This is a genomic window from Kitasatospora sp. NPDC001660 (genome assembly GCF_053596725.1).
This window is the reverse complement of the sequence record NZ_JBSFGU010000019.1, coordinates 1-13,639: the sequence shown is the minus strand read 5'-3', so window position 1 is coordinate 13,639 and position 13,639 is coordinate 1. Positions and strand designations below refer to the sequence as shown.

The window sequence follows — 13,639 nt, the reverse complement described above, 5'->3', positions numbered from 1 at the left end:
CGGATTTTCGTCCCTTGTGTCCTTCTTTGGGCAAGATGGAGTCTCTTGTTCGAAGAACAGTCGTGCGGACCGAGGGATGTCGATGCCGGAGCGGAACCCCGTCGGGGAGGGCGGGAAGGACGAGCGCAAGCGCATCGATCTGAGCATGGCTCAGGTCGTGGCGAGCGCGCTGGCCGCCGTGGCGGGGGCGCTGCTGGCCTCCGAACTCGGGGTCTACGGCACCATCATGGGCGCGGCGGTGGTGAGCGTCGGGGCCACCACGGGCGGCGCGGTGTTCCAGCACATCTTCAAACGCACCGGCGAGCAGCTGCGCGAGGCGGTGGACCGCGGGCCGAACCAGACGGCGAACGAGCTGCGCCAGGCGCCGGCGGACGGGGCTCTCCCGCAGGCACCCCCGCAGGCGCCCCCGGTGATCTCCGCGGAGTGGAACGAGCCGCAGATGGTGCGGGCGCGCCGGCGGTGGACGTGGAAGACGTACGCGGCGGTGTCGGGGCTGGTGTTCGCGCTGGCGATGACGCCGATCGTGGCGTTCGAGCTGGCCACCGGACAGCCGGTGGCGGCGACGGTGACGGGGCAGGCGGGCGACGGCACGTCGTTCGGAGGCAAGGTGAGCACGGACTCGAAGCGGCCGGCCGGCGAACCGGCGAGCCGTCCGTCCGGTGGCGGGCACGAGCCGGGCGGGGCGCCGTCCGGCGGTGCGTCGGCCGCGGCGACGTCGAAGCCGCGGCCGGAGCCGAGCGGCAGCCCGAGCGGGACGCCCGCCTCCGGAGGGTCGCCGTCGGCGGACCCGAAGCCGACCCCGGACCCCGGTTCGAGCACGACGCCCACCTCCGGCACGTCCCCGTCGCCGAGCGGCGGCGGGACGCCGACCGGCGGGGTGACCCCGCAGCCGCCCACCTCGGGCCAGGCCCCGGCGTCGACGGCACCGCCCGCCGCCGAGACCCCGGCGCCCTAAGCGCCGAGCACCCGGCGCAGGTAGGGGTTGCCGAAGAGGCGGCCGGGGTCGACCTCGTCGCGCAGGGCGGTGAAGTCGCCGAAGTGCGGGTAGACCCCGGCGAGGTACTCGGCGTCGCGGGTGTGCAGCTTGCCCCAGTGGGGGCGGCCCTGGTGGGCGGTCATCAGGTGTTCGACGCCGGTGAAGTAGCCCTGGTCGCGGGTGCCGCGGTAGAGGTGGACGGCGATGTAGGCGCTGTCGCGGCCGGAGGCGGTGGAGAGCCAGAGGTCGTCGGCGGGGGCGAAGCGGACCTCGACCGGGAAGCTGATCCGCCAGTCGGACCGTTCGATGAGTGCCTTCAGCTCGCGCAGCACGTCGGCGACGGCGGCGCGCGGCACCGCGTACTCCATCTCGACGAAGCGGACCTTGCGCGGGCTGGTGAACACCTTGTGCGAGGTGTCGGTGTAGCTGCGGTCGGACCACGCGCGGCTGGCCAGCGAGGCGATGGTGGGGATGCTGCCGGGGAAACGGCGGCCGACCCGGCAGGCGCCCTCCCAGACGGTGTTGGAGAGGAAGTCGTCCTCCAGCCAGCCCTTGAACCGGGGCAGCGGGGCGGCCGGGCCCTGGCTGCGGTTGTTGCGCTTGGTGCTGCAGCGGTCGGTGTGCGGGAACCAGTAGAACTCGAAGTGCTCGTTGACGGCGATGAGGTCGTCGAGGCGGTCGAGGACCTCGTCGAAGCGCATCGGCTGCTCGTGGGCGGTGAGCAGGAAGGCCGGTTCGACGCCGAAGGTGAGCGCGGTGATCACGCCGAGCGCGCCGAGGCCGAGCCGGGCGCCCTGGAAGAGCCGCGGGTTCCGGGTGGGGGAGCAGCGGTGGATCGTGCCGTCGGCGAGGACGATCTCCAGGGCGCGGATCTGCGCGGCGAGCGAGCCGGAGTCGCGGCCGGTGCCGTGGGTGCCGGTGCTGGTGGCGCCGGCGACGGTCTGGACCTCGATGTCGCCCATGTTGGTGAGGGAGAGGCCCTCGGCGGCGAGGAGCCGGTTGAGCCGGTGCAGCGGGAGGCCGGATTCGACGGTGACGGTGCCGGCCGCGCGGTCGATCTCGCGGACGGCGGTGAGGGCGTGCGGGCGGATCTGGACCCCGTCGCCGGCGGAGGCGATCGCGGTGAAGGAGTGGCCGGAGCCGACGGCCTTGACGGTGCGGCCCTGGTCGGCGGCGCGCCGGATCTCCCTGGCCAGTTCCTCCGCGGTGCCGGGCACGGCGACCCGGGTGGGCCGGGCGCTCTGGTTGCCGGCCCAGTTGGTCCAGCGGGTGGGGGTCGCGGTACTGGCCTGGGGCATTGCGCTGCCTCCTGCTCCGTGGCCGAACGGGGTCGGCGGGGGTCCGGGCGGTGGGGGCCGCCGGTGGGGCCTGTGCACGGGGCCGCGCGGACCCCTACCAGCGGGTAGGCCCGCGAGTAGGGAGGAGATTAGTCAGTTCACCGTCCGAGGTCTACGGGCTCGGCCGCGGGCAGGCCGGCCCGCAGGGTGCGCAGACCGACCAGGGCGACCAGGACGCCGAACACGCCGGCGACCAGCGGCACCCAGTAGCCGGCGGCGGCGCCGGAGGCGTCGACCACCCAGCCACCGGCCGACGACCCGAGGGCGACGCCGAGGGCGAGCCCGGTGGTGGTCCAGGCCATGCCCTCGGTGAGCTGGGCGGCCGGGACGAGCCGCTCGACCAGGGCCATCGCGGAGATCAGGGTGGGGGAGATGGCGAGGCCGGCCAGCATCAGGACGGCGCCGGTGGCGAGCAGCCCGCCGAGCCCCTGCATCGCCTCGGCGACGAGCAGCACCGGGATCATGGTGAGCGCCATCATCAGGACGCCGATGAAGAAGCGGGTGGCCAGCGGGCTGGTGGGCTTGAGCGCGCCGTAGACCATGCCGGCCAGGCCGGAACCGAGCGCCCACACGGCGAGGACGGCGCCGGCGAGCCCCTCGTGGCCCTGGGCCCGGGCGAAGGCGACGGTGACGATCTCGACCGATCCGAAGATCGCCCCGGTGGCGATGAAGGTGAGCACCAGCACGATCAGGCCGGGGTTGAGGATGGCGCTGCGGCCGCTGCGGGCGGCGGCCGGGTGGACCGGCGGCTCGGTGCGCCGCTGGGCGGTGAACAGGACGATCCCGACGGTGAGCGCGAGGCCCGCCGCGATCACGCCGGACTCGGGGAAGACGTTGGTGGCCAGGTTGACGGCGAGGATCGGGCCGACCATGAAGCAGAACTCGTCGACCACCGCCTCGAAGGAGTACGCGGTGTGCAGCCTGGCGGGCTTGTCCCGGTAGAGGTGGGCCCAGCGGGCGCGGACCATGGCGCCGGCGCTCGGCATCGCGCCCATGCCGACGGCGAAGAGGAAGAGCGTCCAGTCCGGCGCGCCGAAGTGGGCGCAGAGCAGCAGCCCGGCCGCGGCGGTCATGGTGAGCGCGGCGGCGGGGAGCGCGACGCGGCGCTGTCCGTGCCGGTCGACGAGCCAGGAGACGGCCGGTCCGAGCACCGCGGCGGCGATCGCCAGCGTCGCCGAGACGAGGCCCGCCACCCCGAAGGAGCCGCGCTGCTGGGACAGCATGGTCACGATGCCGATGCCGGTCATCGATATCGGCAGGCGGGCTATGAACCCTGCGGAGGAGAAGGCCAGCGTGCCGGGAGCGGCGAATATCTGGCGGTAGCTGGACAGCACGCGGAAGCTCCGTGGGGGTAAGGAACAAGGCGGTTGAACACAGCTTACGTATGTTGGCAAACGGTATTTTCCGGTCTCCCGTGCGGCCCCGGCGACGGGTCCCGGCCCCTCGATGGCAGGATCGGTGCCATGTCCGACGCGCACAAACCCTCCCCCTCCGGCGCCGCTCCCTACGACGCCCTCCTGCTGCTCTCCTTCGGTGGCCCCGAGGCCCCCGAGGACGTCGTGCCGTTCCTGGAGAACGTCACCCGCGGCCGGGGAATCCCGAAGGAACGCCTGAAGGAGGTGGGCAGGCACTACTTCATGTTCGGCGGCGTGAGTCCGATCAACGGGCAGAACCGCGAGCTGCTGGCCGCGCTGCGCAAGGACTTCGCCGAGCACGGCCTGGACCTGCCGGTCTACTGGGGCAACCGGAACTGGGCGCCCTACCTGGTCGACACCCTGCGCGAGATGGCCGCCGACGGGCACCGCCGGATCGCCGTCCTCGCCACCAGCGCCTACGCCGGCTACTCCGGCTGCCGCCAGTACCGCGAGAACCTCGCCGACGCGCTCGCCACCCTCGCCGAGGAGGGCCGCCCCGAGCTGCGCGTCGACAAGCTGCGGCACTTCTACAACCACCCGGGCTTCGTCGAGCCGATGATCGACGCCACCCTCGCCGCCCTGGAGCAGCTGCCCGCCGACGTGCGGGCCGGCGCCCGGCTCGCGTTCACCACCCACTCCATCCCCGACACGATGGCCGAGACCTCCGGCGCCCCGGACGACCCAGCCCGCGGCCGGCCCGGCGGCGCGTACGTCGCCCAGCACCTGGACGTCGCGCGGCTGATCGTCGAGGCCGTCGCCGGACGCACCGGCGTCGCCGACCGGCCGTGGGAGCTCGTTTTCCAGAGCCGAAGCGGCGCTCCGCACATCCCGTGGCTGGAACCCGACATCTGCGACCACCTGGAGGCCCAGCACGCCGATGGCGCGCCGGCCGTGGTGATGGTCCCGATCGGCTTCGTCTCCGACCACATGGAGGTCACGTACGACCTCGACACGGAGGCCGTCGCCAAGGCCGCCGAGCTCGGCCTGCCGGTGGCCCGGGCCGCCACCGTCGGCGTCGACCCGCGGTTCACCGCGGCCGTGCGCGAGCTGGTCCTGGAGCGGGCCGCCACCGAGCGCGGTGAGGGCGCCACCCGCTGCGCCCTCGGGGCGCTCGGGCCCAGCCACGACGTGTGCGCGGTGGCCTGCTGCCCCAACCCGCGCGCTCCCCGCCCGGCCGCCGCCGAGCACTGACCCCGTACCGGAGGAGATCCCCGTGTCCAGCCCCGCCCTGCCCGACGCCCGGCTGCTCGACGAACTGCTCGACGTGGCCCTGGACGCGGCCCGCCGGGCCGGCGCCCTGCTGCGCGACGGCCGGCCCGCCGACCTGGGCGTGGCCGGCACCAAGAGCAGCCCGGTCGACGTGGTCACCGAGATGGACCTCGCCTCCGAGAAGCTCGTCCTGGAGCTGATCACCGAGCGCCGCCCACAGGACGGCTACCTCGGCGAGGAGGGTGCCGACCGGCCCGGCACCAGCGGGGTGCGCTGGGTCGTCGACCCGCTCGACGGCACGGTCAACTACCTGTACGGGCTGCCCTCCTGGGCGGTGAGCGTGGCCGCCGAGGTGGACGGCCGGGCGGTCGTCGGCGTGGTGTACGCCCCGGCGCGCGGCGAGCTGTTCCACGCCGTCCTCGGGCGCGGCGCCCACCTCGACGGCCGGCCGCTCTCGGCTCGCCCGGCCCCGCCGTGGGGGCAGGCGCTGATCGGCACCGGCTTCAACTACGTCCAGTCGGTGCGGGTCCGGCAGGCCGAGGTGCTGCTGGCCCTGATGCCCGAGGTGCGGGACATCCGCCGGGGCGGCGCCGCCGCGGTGGACCTGTGCGATGTCGCCGCCGGGCGGCTGGACGGCTACTACGAGCGCGGCCTGGCGCCCTGGGACCGCGCCGCGGGCTGCCTGATCGCCACCGAGGCCGGCGCCCTGACCGGCGGCCGGCCGGGGCACGGCCCCGACGGCGACCTGACCGTCGCCGCCGCACCCGGCGTGTACGAGCCGCTGCAGGCGCGCCTGGCCGCGCTGCGCGCGTGGGCCGACTGAGCCGCCGCTCCTGCCCCTGAGGTACGTCCGCCCCTGAGGCCTGTCGTGCCTCAGGGGCAAAACTTTGCCCCGTGGAGAAGGGGTGTCGCCGGGGCAAGCGAAGAGCCCTGGCATACGGGGGATGCCAGGGCCTGGGGTTTCGCACGACCCCCGCAGGGCCGCTGGTGCCGGAGGACCGGCGTCGGGTCAGGCGTTGCGGAGCGTCACGCGGCCGTGCGGTGGCGCTCCAGCACGGTGTCCACGCCGTGCTCGGCGGCGAGCCGGCGGAGGTCGTCCAGCTCGGACTGCTCCACCTCGGCGAGGAACTCGTCCCCGGCCTCGATCGCGCGGTGCAGATCCTGCTCGGCGTTGGCTATGCGCTGCAGGATTCCGGCCTTGAAGGCGTCCATACGGGCCCCCTTACTGTGTCGGACGTGCACGGTCGTGCGCTCTCCGCCCTGAGGTGGTCCGGTCGACGCAAGCGCCCGAGCCGGTGGGTCTGCTGCTCCGGTCGGGCGCGGAGACGGCCGCTCGGCCGCTCCCGGTGACGTCCCAGCCCCAGGGCCGGCGCGGATGAACGCACGGCGGGTGGGTGCGATCAGCCAAGGGCCGGATCGCGGGTGTGCAGCTGTCCTCCCCACCTCGGGGGCGGGGAAACCTTCCCGGGCGAGAAAGTTGCCCGTGTCACAGTCCAATCGGACTGCTCCGGATGCGAACCGTGACCGCGGGGAGTCGGGCGAACCTGCCCGGGCGGCAGCTTATCGCTGCTTTACCGAAGGACCAGGCAGGATGGAGGCACCGTCGGAGCCGCGCGTCCGCTTCCGGGGCCGGCCTGGAGAAGGGACAACGACCGTGCGGGTTCTCGTCGTCGAGGACGAGCAGCTGCTCGCCGAGGCCGTCGCAACAGGCCTGCGCCGCGAGGCGATGGCCGTCGACGTGGTGTACGACGGCGAGGCCGCGCTCCAGCGCATCGCGGTCAACGACTACGACGTCGTGGTGCTGGACCGGGACCTGCCGCTGGTCCACGGCGACGACGTCTGCCGCAAGGTGGTCGAGCAGGGCCTGGCGACCCGGGTGATCATGCTGACCGCCTCCGGCGACATCAGCGACCGGGTCGAGGGCCTGGAGATCGGCGCCGACGACTACCTTCCGAAGCCGTTCGCCTTCAGCGAACTCGTGGCCCGGGTAAGGGCGCTGGGCCGCCGCGCGACCATCCCGCTGCCGCCCGTCCTGGAACGCGCCGGCATCTCGCTCGACCCCGGCCGCCGCGAGGTCATCCGGGACGGACGCACCGTCCAGCTCGCCCCCAAGGAGTTCGCCGTCCTGGAGGTCCTGATGCGCGCCGGCGGCGCCGTCGTCTCCGCCGAGCAACTCCTGGAGAAGGCCTGGGACGAGCACACCGACCCGTTCACCAACGTCGTGCGCGTCACCGTGATGACGCTGCGCCGCAAGCTGGGCGACCCGCCGGTGATCGTCACCGTGCCGGGATCCGGCTACCGGATCTGACCGGAGTCCGACCCCGGATTCCCCACCGGATTCCCCACCGAGCAGCGCCCGCCCCGGCGGACGCCCCGAGAGGACCATCATGACCACCCCGCCCCCGGCCGGCGGGCCCTCCGGCGCGCCCGCCGGCGGCCCGCGCACCGTACCGCCCAAGCCCGCACACCCCCCGCGCGCGCCCCGACTGCACCAGTCCGGGCACGACACCGCCTACGTGCCCGGCGACGGCATGCTCGCCTGGCTGCCCTTCCGCCCCACCATCCGCATCCGGCTCACCCTGCTCTACGGCGGGATGTTCCTGATGGCCGGTGTCGTGCTCCTGCTGGTGATGTACTTCTTCGTCCACGAGGCGCTGAACGACGTCGCGCCGCCGAAGTTCGACTTCGCGGTCGTCGACCCCCGCACCGGCAGCATCTCCAACACGTTCAGCGTCCGCGGCGTGCCGATGAACAGCGACCAGCTCAACAAGCTGATCGCCAGCCAGCACGAGGCGGCCTCCGCCGTCGCCGCCAACACGCTGCTGCGCAAGTCCCTCACCGTGCTCGTCTGCCTCGCCGTGATCGCCTTCGCGGCCGGCTACGCGATGGCCGGCCGGGTGCTGCGCCCGCTCGGCCGGATCACCCGCACCGCCCGCGACGTCGCCTCCTCCGACCTGCACCGGCGGATCGAGCTGGACGGGCCGGACGACGAGCTCAAGGAGCTCGCCGACACCTTCGACGACATGCTCGACCGGCTGGACCGCTCGTTCGACTCCCAGCGCCGCTTCGTCGCCAACGCCTCGCACGAGCTGCGCACGCCGTTGGCGATCAACCGGACCCTGCTGGAGGTCCAGCTCTCCGACCCGGCCGCCTCGCCCGACCTCCAGCAGCTCGGCAAGACCCTGCTGGCCACCAACGAGCGCAGCGAGCAGCTCGTCGAGGGGCTGCTGCTGCTCGCCCGCAGCGACAACGAGCTCACCGAGCGGCGCCCGGTCGAGCTGTCCGAGGTGGCCACGAGGGCGCTGGAGCAGACCCGCGCGGAGGCCGACAAGCGCGAGGTCGAGCTGCGCTCGACGCTCGATCCGGCCGTGGTCTCGGGCAACGGCGTCCTGCTGGAGCGGATCGCGCTGAACCTGCTGCAGAACGCCGTCCGCTACAACACGGCCGGCGGCTGGGTCGAACTGACCACGGCCGAGGTGCCGGGCGGCGGCGAGCTGGTCGTCGCCAACACGGGCCCGGTGGTGCCGCAGTACGAGCTGGAGCACATCTTCGAACCGTTCCGCCGGATCAAGGGCGCCGACCGCACCCGCAGTGACAAGGGGGTCGGGCTCGGCCTGTCCATCGTGCGCTCGGTGGTCCGCGCCCACGGAGGCGCCATCGAGGCCACCCCGCGCCCCGGGGGCGGCCTCACGATGCGGGTGCGCATCCCCGGACCCTGACCCCGCCCGCGGGCCGCTCCCGGGCCCGCCGCGCCGTCCGCGCCACCGCCCTCCGTAAGCGACCGTTCCCGGCCGCCCCCGCCAGGCCCGTCAAGACGACATAAGGCCAGGCGGGGGCGGCTTGTCTTTTCCGGCCCGGGCAACTTACGGTGTCGTAACCTACGCAACCGTAAGTGTGTCCCTCCGTACGTCCCCCGACGTGCCCGCCCAACGCGCCCGTCCCGCGCGTGCCGTCCCCCAGGAGCAAGCCCCGTGACCACCGCCCCTGTGCAGCGAAGCACCTCGCTCGGATCGAGCGCCTGGACCGACACGCGGCTGATCCTCGCCCTTGAGGAGGTCGTGGAGAAGGAGCTCGACCGCCACCTGGCGGTGGCCAAGGAGTGGATGCCGCACGAGTACGTCCCCTGGAGCCAGGGCCGCGACTTCGACGGCGTGCTCGGCGGCGAGGCCTGGGCGCTGGAGCAGTCCCAGGTGACGCCGCTCGGCCGGGTCTCGCTCGTGGTCAACCTGCTCACCGAGGACAACCTCCCGAGCTACCACCACGAGATCGCGACGATGTTCGGCCGCGAGGGCGCCTGGGGCACCTGGGTGCACCGCTGGACCGCCGAGGAGGGCCGGCACGGGATAGCCATTCGCGACTTCCTGCTCGCCACCCGGGCCGTCGACCCGGTGGAGCTGGAGCGGGCCCGGATGTCGCACATGTCCGAGGGCTTCGAGTCCGACAACGCGCACAGCATGCTGCACTCGGTCGCGTACGTGGCCTTCCAGGAGCTCGCCACCCGCATCTCGCACCGCAACACCGGCAAGCACGCCGGCGACCCGCTGTGCGACCAGTTGCTGGCGAAGATCGCCAACGACGAGAACCTGCACATGGTCTTCTACCGGAACCTGCTCAAGGCCGCCCTGGAGATCGCCCCCGACCAGGCCATGCGGGCCGTCGCCGACGTCGTGACCAACTTCCGGATGCCCGGCCACGGCATCCCCGGCTTCGAGCGCGCCGCCGCGCAGATCGCCCTCGGCGGGGTGTACAACCTGCGCATCCACCACGACGACGTGCTGCAGCCGGTGCTGCGGCACCTGCGGGTGATGGACATCGACGGCCTCGGCCCGGAAGGTCTGATGGCCCAGGACGAGCTCGGGCTCTTCCTCGAGGGGCTGGACGGGCAGGCCCGCAAGTTCGAGGAGCGCCAGGCCGCCCTGCTGGCCCGCCGGGCCGCGCGCCAGGCCTCCTAGCACGCCCCGCGGGGCGACCGCCCGCCGGTGCGCCGCCCTCCGGGGCGGCGTACGGTTGCGGGGGCGCTCCCGAGGGCCGTCAGGGGGTTCGGACTGGGTGGATTTTCCATGATTTGCCCCGGAAGATTCTGAACGTGACCAAGGTCACACCGTGTCGCTCCCTGGCGCCGGGCGAACTCGGAGAGTGATCGTTGTGATCAGGGTCATGATCGCGGTCCGTGACCGGATTTCCGGCGCGTGGGCCTCCACGGGGTTGACGGACGCCCCTGCTGGGCAAGGGATTCGGCGGGTACCCGTACGGTCCGCGCTCACTGTGAGTCGCCGCCCGGCGGGCCCCGGAGCGAGGCGGCGATGGCCCAGCGTGAGGCCTGCCGCGCCCCGGCGGATCACCCCAACGGACCCCCGGCTGAGTGTCGATTGAGTAACAGGGCTTGAAGTAAGGCAAAATCTCCGCCTCGGGTCGGGCACAAGACCGACCCCCCATGCGTTACGTGCGCTGGAGATACCGCACACACCGCACAACCCGGAGGGGGAGAGCGAAAAATGGCAACGGACTACGACACCCCACGCAAGACTGACGACGAGCTCAACGAGGACAGCATTGAGGAACTCAAGGCTCGGCGGAACGACAAGGGCGGCAGCTCTGTCGACGTCGACGAGTTCGATGCCGCCGAGGGCATGGAGCTCCCCGGCGCCGACCTCTCGAACGAGGAGCTCGCCGTCCGCGTCCTGCCGAAGCAGGCCGACGAGTTCACCTGCATGAGCTGCTTCCTGGTGCACCACCGCAGCCAGCTCTACAGCGAGAAGAACGGCAACCCGATCTGCCGGGACTGCGGCGCCTGAGCACCGCGGCGGACACGGCCAGGCACCCGCGGCTCGCGCGGGGCCGGCACCAAGCCCCTTCCGGCTCCGGGCAGCGGAGCCGGACGGCAGGTCCGGGCAGGACAAAGTCGTAGGGACGGTCCCGCAATCGCGGAACCGTCCCTCTTCGTTTCCCGGCGCTTCCTCCGACGCCCACAGGAGTGCCTCCCGGCGCGCTGCTGCGGGCGCGCGCTCGGTGCTACGCCCGCGCGCTCCGGCGGGCCTCCTCCAGCGCCTCCGCCAGCTTCATCGGCGAGCGCGTGGACAGATAGAGGTACGGCGTCGGGTCGGTCGGGTCCGTCACCTCGACCCGCAGCGCCGTCGGGACGTAGCTGCGCAGCAGCATGAAGGCCCGCGGGTCGGCCTTCGGCCCGCGCCAGGCGACCGCCTCGGCCGGGCTCAGCGCGTGCGCGTCGCCCAGGGCGTCCACCGGGATCCGGGCCGGACCGGCGACCAGGGAACCCTGCACCACGCGGATCCGGGCCGAGCCGTAGCTGCTGATCGCGACCGCGCCGACGGCGATCCCGACGACCAGCCCGATCAGTGCGCCCAGCCCGCTGACCCGCAGCAGGATCAACGCGAGCGCGAGCCCGGTCACGACCGGGAACAGCCACCAGGAGCGGGGCACGGTGAGGCGTTCGTCGTACATGCCCCCATTGTGGGCGCTCTCACGGCCGGGCCCGGACGGCGCCCCGTCCGTCACCCCTCCTACCGCCCGGTAACGCGTCGGTAGGGTGGGGCAGCGTGACCGGTACGACTGCCCCCACGCCCCCCGCCGACCGGTCGGCGCCCGCGACGCCGCCGACCCCGACCACCCCGCCGCCGGACGCCGTGCTGCCCCCGCGCGCCCCCGAGGCGCCCGCCCCCGGCACCCGGCTCGGCTCGCACTACGAGCACTGCTTCGGCTGCGGCCCGCAGCACCCCGGCGGCCTGCGGATCGACGCCGTCGCCGGTGCCGGGCTCGACGTCACCGCCGAGTTCACCGTCCGGGACGTCCACCAGGGCGGCCCCGGCCTCGCCCACGGCGGCGTGCTGACCACGGCCATGGACGAGACCCTCGGCACGCTCAACTGGCTGCTGCACGCCCCCGCCGTCACCGGCCGGCTGGAGACCGACTTCCTGTGCCCCGTCCCGGTCGACTCGGTGCTGCACCTGCGCGCCTGGATCACCGGTGTGCACGGCCGCAAGATCTACAGCGCCGCCGAGGCGCGGATCGGCGGGCCGGACGGGCCGGTCGCCGTACGGGCGCGGGCGCTCTTCATCCAGGTGAAGCTGGAACACTTCACCACGCACGGTCGTCCCGAGGACATCGAGAAGGTCCTCGACGACCCGGACCTGATGAAGCGCGCACGAGCCTTTGAGGTGAACCCTTGAGCCACACCCCCCAGCCGCTGGACGTCCTGATCCGGCGCATCGACCCCGAGCTGCCGCTGCCCGAGTACGCGCAGCCCGGTGACGCGGGCGCCGACCTGCGCACCACCGTCGACGCCGAGCTGGCGCCCGGCGAGCGGGCCGTGCTGCCGACCGGCGTCGCCATCGCCCTCCCGGACGGCTTCGCGGCCTTCGTCCACCCCAGGTCCGGGCTGGCAGCTCGTTGCGGAGTTGCTCTCGTGAACGCCCCGGGGACGGTCGATGCCGGGTACCGTGGAGAGATCAAGGTGATCGTCGTCAATCTGGACCCGCGCGAGGGGGTCAGCTTCCGCCGAGGGGACCGGATCGCCCAGCTGGTCATCCAGCAGGTCGAGAAGGCCCGCTTCCACGAGGTGGCCGAGCTGCCCGGGTCGGCACGCGCCGAGGGCGGGTTCGGGTCGACCGGTGGCCACGCTGCGGTCTAGCATGCCCGCGGCCTCGCAGGAAGCCGAGCAGGTATTCGCATCGGTCTTGGACCGGGAAGGACAGTGACCGTGTTCCGTCGTCGCCAGAAGAGCGAGGACGCTGTCGAGCAGCTCGCCGACGACGCCATCAGCGCCGACGAGACGGCCGATGACGTCGAAGGTTCCGCCGAGAGCGAGAACGTGACCGAGCTGGACCCGGCCGACAAGGTCGGCCTGCCGCCGGCCCCGCGGCCGGACGGTCCGTGGGACCACTCCGAGCTGGAGAACCCCGAGGAGGGCCGCGTCGACCTCGGGGGCCTGCTGGTCCCGGGTGTCGAGGGCATGGAGCTGCGCGTCGAGGTCGCCGGTGACGCGATCGTCGCCGCGACCCTCGTCCTCGGCAACAGCGCCATCCAGCTCCAGGCCTTCGCCGCGCCGCGGTCGGAGGGCATCTGGGGGGAGGTCCGGGAGGAGATCGCCAACGGCATCACCTCGCAGGGCGGTCTCATCGAGGAGGAGGAGGGCCCGCTGGGCTGGCACCTCCGCGCCCAGGTCCCGGTGCAGCTGCCGGACGGCACCCAGGGTGTGCAGCTGGTGCGCTTCGTCGGCTGCGACGGTCCGCGCTGGTTCCTGCGCGGCGTGATCTCGGGCCAGGCTGCGGTGCAGCCGGAGATGGCCGGAATTCTCGAGCAGGTCTTCCGGCAGACCGTCGTCGTGCGCGGCGAGAGCCCGATGGCGCCCCGCGACCCGATCGTGCTGAAGCTCCCTGAGGACGCGCAGATGGTGGCCGACGGCGGCGGGGCAGCCGCTGCCGCCGCCGAGGGCGAGAGCCGCTTCGGCGGCGCCTCGATCGATCCGTTTGCCCGCGGCCCGGAGATCACCGAGGTCCGCTGACCCCGGTCAACGCTTCGCCGGCCGTTCGCCGGTCGTTCGCCGATCGCCCCCTCCCGGACCCCGGGTGGGGGCGATTTGCATGTGGCGGGCCCGGCCCCGTACAGTTCCGGAGTCGCCGCGGGAGACCGGGGCGACAAAGCGGAAAGCGAATCCGATGAAGGAAACTCCGGGAAAACGGAGC

The 13,639-nt window shown here is 73.1% G+C and carries 14 protein-coding genes; 10 read left to right on the top strand and 4 right to left on the bottom strand.

Going from position 1 to position 13,639, the window contains the following annotated elements:
- The first annotated feature begins 82 nt into the window (after positions 1-82).
- Positions 83-955: a hypothetical protein gene (locus ACWCXH_RS21290; protein WP_449802996.1), complete on the top strand. Its 873-nt coding sequence runs from the start codon at positions 83-85 to the stop codon at positions 953-955.
- Here the strand turns inward: ACWCXH_RS21290 and ACWCXH_RS21285 are convergent.
- Complete coding sequence (locus ACWCXH_RS21285) at positions 952-2,274, bottom strand: D-arabinono-1,4-lactone oxidase (RefSeq protein ID WP_449802995.1); 1,323 nt, start codon at positions 2,272-2,274, stop codon at positions 952-954. The two genes, ACWCXH_RS21290 and ACWCXH_RS21285, sit on opposite strands and share 4 nt — an antisense overlap.
- 137 nt (positions 2,275-2,411) lie before the next feature.
- Positions 2,412-3,647, bottom strand: coding sequence for an MFS transporter (locus ACWCXH_RS21280; protein ID WP_449802994.1), 1,236 nt, complete (start codon positions 3,645-3,647; stop codon positions 2,412-2,414).
- A gap of 129 nt (positions 3,648-3,776) precedes the next feature.
- Here ACWCXH_RS21280 and ACWCXH_RS21275 point away from each other — a divergent pair, with 129 nt between their 5' ends.
- Together ACWCXH_RS21275 and ACWCXH_RS21270 are read left to right on the top strand one after the other, a co-directional pair.
- Entirely contained in the window at positions 3,777-4,919 is a 1,143-nt protein-coding gene (locus ACWCXH_RS21275) for a ferrochelatase (RefSeq protein WP_449802993.1), read from the top strand.
- Positions 4,920-4,941: 22 nt separating this feature from the next.
- Complete coding sequence (locus tag ACWCXH_RS21270) at positions 4,942-5,760, top strand: inositol monophosphatase family protein (RefSeq protein ID WP_449802992.1); 819 nt, start codon at positions 4,942-4,944, stop codon at positions 5,758-5,760.
- A 203-nt stretch (positions 5,761-5,963) separates the two neighbouring features.
- Here the strand turns inward: ACWCXH_RS21270 and ACWCXH_RS21265 are convergent, their stop codons facing one another.
- Positions 5,964-6,149 (bottom strand): hypothetical protein, encoded by a 186-nt coding sequence (locus ACWCXH_RS21265; protein WP_030057688.1) that lies wholly within the window; start codon positions 6,147-6,149, stop codon positions 5,964-5,966.
- A gap of 442 nt (positions 6,150-6,591) precedes the next feature.
- On the opposite strand from ACWCXH_RS21265, the gene ACWCXH_RS21260 reads away from it, so the two are divergent.
- From ACWCXH_RS21260 to ACWCXH_RS21245, 4 genes are all read left to right on the top strand, one after another.
- Entirely contained in the window at positions 6,592-7,245 is a 654-nt protein-coding gene (locus ACWCXH_RS21260) for a response regulator transcription factor (protein ID WP_030057689.1), read from the top strand.
- A gap of 79 nt (positions 7,246-7,324) precedes the next feature.
- The gene (locus ACWCXH_RS21255) at positions 7,325-8,656 is read left to right on the top strand and encodes a sensor histidine kinase (protein WP_449802991.1); all 1,332 of its coding nucleotides are present in this window, start codon (positions 7,325-7,327) and stop codon (positions 8,654-8,656) included.
- Positions 8,657-8,908: 252 nt separating this feature from the next.
- The gene (locus ACWCXH_RS21250; RefSeq protein ID WP_449802990.1) at positions 8,909-9,889 is read left to right on the top strand and encodes an acyl-ACP desaturase; all 981 of its coding nucleotides are present in this window, start codon (positions 8,909-8,911) and stop codon (positions 9,887-9,889) included.
- A 543-nt stretch (positions 9,890-10,432) separates the two neighbouring features.
- On the top strand, positions 10,433-10,732 hold the full coding sequence (locus ACWCXH_RS21245; protein ID WP_030285479.1) for a DUF4193 domain-containing protein: 300 nt from the start codon (positions 10,433-10,435) through the stop codon (positions 10,730-10,732).
- 217 nt (positions 10,733-10,949) lie between these two features.
- On the opposite strand, the gene ACWCXH_RS21240 is transcribed toward ACWCXH_RS21245, so the two are convergent.
- Positions 10,950-11,399, bottom strand: coding sequence for a DUF3093 domain-containing protein (locus ACWCXH_RS21240; RefSeq protein WP_449802989.1), 450 nt, complete (start codon positions 11,397-11,399; stop codon positions 10,950-10,952).
- A gap of 95 nt (positions 11,400-11,494) precedes the next feature.
- Between ACWCXH_RS21240 and ACWCXH_RS21235 the strand changes: the two genes are divergently transcribed.
- The 3 genes from ACWCXH_RS21235 to ACWCXH_RS21225 all read left to right on the top strand — a co-directional run bounded on the left by ACWCXH_RS21235 (position 11,495) and on the right by ACWCXH_RS21225 (position 13,458).
- Positions 11,495-12,124, top strand: a complete 630-nt coding sequence (locus ACWCXH_RS21235; RefSeq protein WP_449802988.1) for a PaaI family thioesterase — start codon at positions 11,495-11,497, stop codon at positions 12,122-12,124.
- Entirely contained in the window at positions 12,121-12,585 is a 465-nt protein-coding gene (dut, locus tag ACWCXH_RS21230) for a dUTP diphosphatase (RefSeq protein ID WP_449802987.1), read from the top strand. Before ACWCXH_RS21235 ends, dut begins: the two co-directional genes overlap by 4 nt.
- Positions 12,586-12,654: 69 nt before the next feature.
- On the top strand, positions 12,655-13,458 hold the full coding sequence (locus ACWCXH_RS21225; RefSeq protein ID WP_449802986.1) for a DUF3710 domain-containing protein: 804 nt from the start codon (positions 12,655-12,657) through the stop codon (positions 13,456-13,458).
- The last annotated feature ends 181 nt before the right edge of the window (positions 13,459-13,639 follow it).